The 1,335-nt window shown below is 50.3% G+C and carries 2 protein-coding genes; both read left to right on the top strand.

What is annotated here, in order from left to right:
• Nucleotides 1–431, top strand: a 431-nt coding sequence (locus FJZ26_06045; protein MBM3229968.1) for an ABC transporter permease subunit, incomplete at its 5' end; no start/stop codon positions are given.
• A gap of 49 nt (nucleotides 432–480) precedes the next feature.
• Nucleotides 481–1,335 (top strand): ABC transporter ATP-binding protein (locus tag FJZ26_06050; protein MBM3229969.1); only part of this gene is annotated, 855 nt, incomplete at its 3' end.

Consider the following 1,335-nt stretch of genomic DNA (forward strand, 5'->3'; position numbering starts at 1 on the left):
TCGGCATCTCACTTTCGCTATTCTGGGCAGGCAGGCTTGACGAGCGCATCCTGCTTGTGTTTACAAGCATTGCAGTCATTTTCCCATATTTTGTAAGCTCGGTTTGCGAGATACTTGAGAGCACTGACAGGAGCCTGATTGAAGTTGCAAGAAGCCTTGGCGCAAAGCCGTTTGGCGCTTTTCGCACAGTCACGCTGCCCCTTATAATGCCAACATTCATCGCAGGCACCGTCATTGCCTTTATGAGAAGCGTTGCTGAAACTGGAAGCACACTGGCTGTGTCAAAAACAATTGTGACAATCCCGCTTCTAATTGTCAACCTCAGCAAGGCAGGCAAGAATTCGCAGGCTGCATCGGCGGCTGTTCTGCTTCTGCTCATTTCCCTGGTTGTCGTATTTGTTCTGCGCTCTGTGCAAAAACGCAAGTGGTGATTCCATGCCTGAAGTTGAAATTAAAAACATCTAAAAGCACTATGGGAGCGTGCGCGCATTGCACAAGGCAAGCCTCCAGATAAAAGACGGCGAATACGTTGTGCTTTTGGGCCCAAGCGGCTGCGGCAAGACAACGCTTCTCAAATCAATTGCAGGCATAATAGAGCCGACAAGCGGGAGAATTTCAATCGGGAAAAGTGATGTGACGGAGCGTGCGCCCGAAGACCGCCATATAGGGTTTGTATTCCAAAACTATGCGCTATTTCCGCATCTTAGCGCGCTTGACAACTGCCGCTACGGGCTTTTGGCAAGAGGCGAGCACTCTGAAAAGTCAAAGAGGCTTGCAAGCGAAATGCTAAAGATGGTCCATCTTGAAAACAGGCACGAGGCAATACCACGGGAGCTTTCAGGCGGCATGCAACAGAGGCTTGCTGTATCCCGCGCACTTTCCACCGGTTCAAAGCTTCTGCTTCTTGACGAGCCTACAAACGCCCTTGATGCGTATTTGCGATTTGAGCTACGAAACGAGCTGAGGAAAATGGCAAAGAAGCTACATCTCACCGCAATCCACGTCACTCATGACCAGGAGGAGGCAATGGCGATAGCCGACAAGATTGTGGTCATGCGCAAAGGCGAGATACTGCAGGTTGGGTCCCCGGAACAGGTGTATGACTATCCTGCAACCCTTTTTGTGGCAAACTTTTTGGGGGGTGCAAATTTCATCCAAATCAACCTTGTCAAGGGGCATGGCAGGCTTCTTGGGCAGGATGTGAAATTCGGAAATGAAACAGGGGAATTCATTGCCGCAATAAGGCCTGAACACCTCCATTTTTCTGATGCAGGCGCAAAGGTTGGCTTTATCAGCTCCTGCAGGCTTGGCCACTCAAGCCTGTACGAAGTTGAC

This window comes from Candidatus Parvarchaeota archaeon (assembly GCA_016866895.1).
Lineage (GTDB): Archaea > Micrarchaeota > Micrarchaeia > Anstonellales > VGKX01 > VGKX01.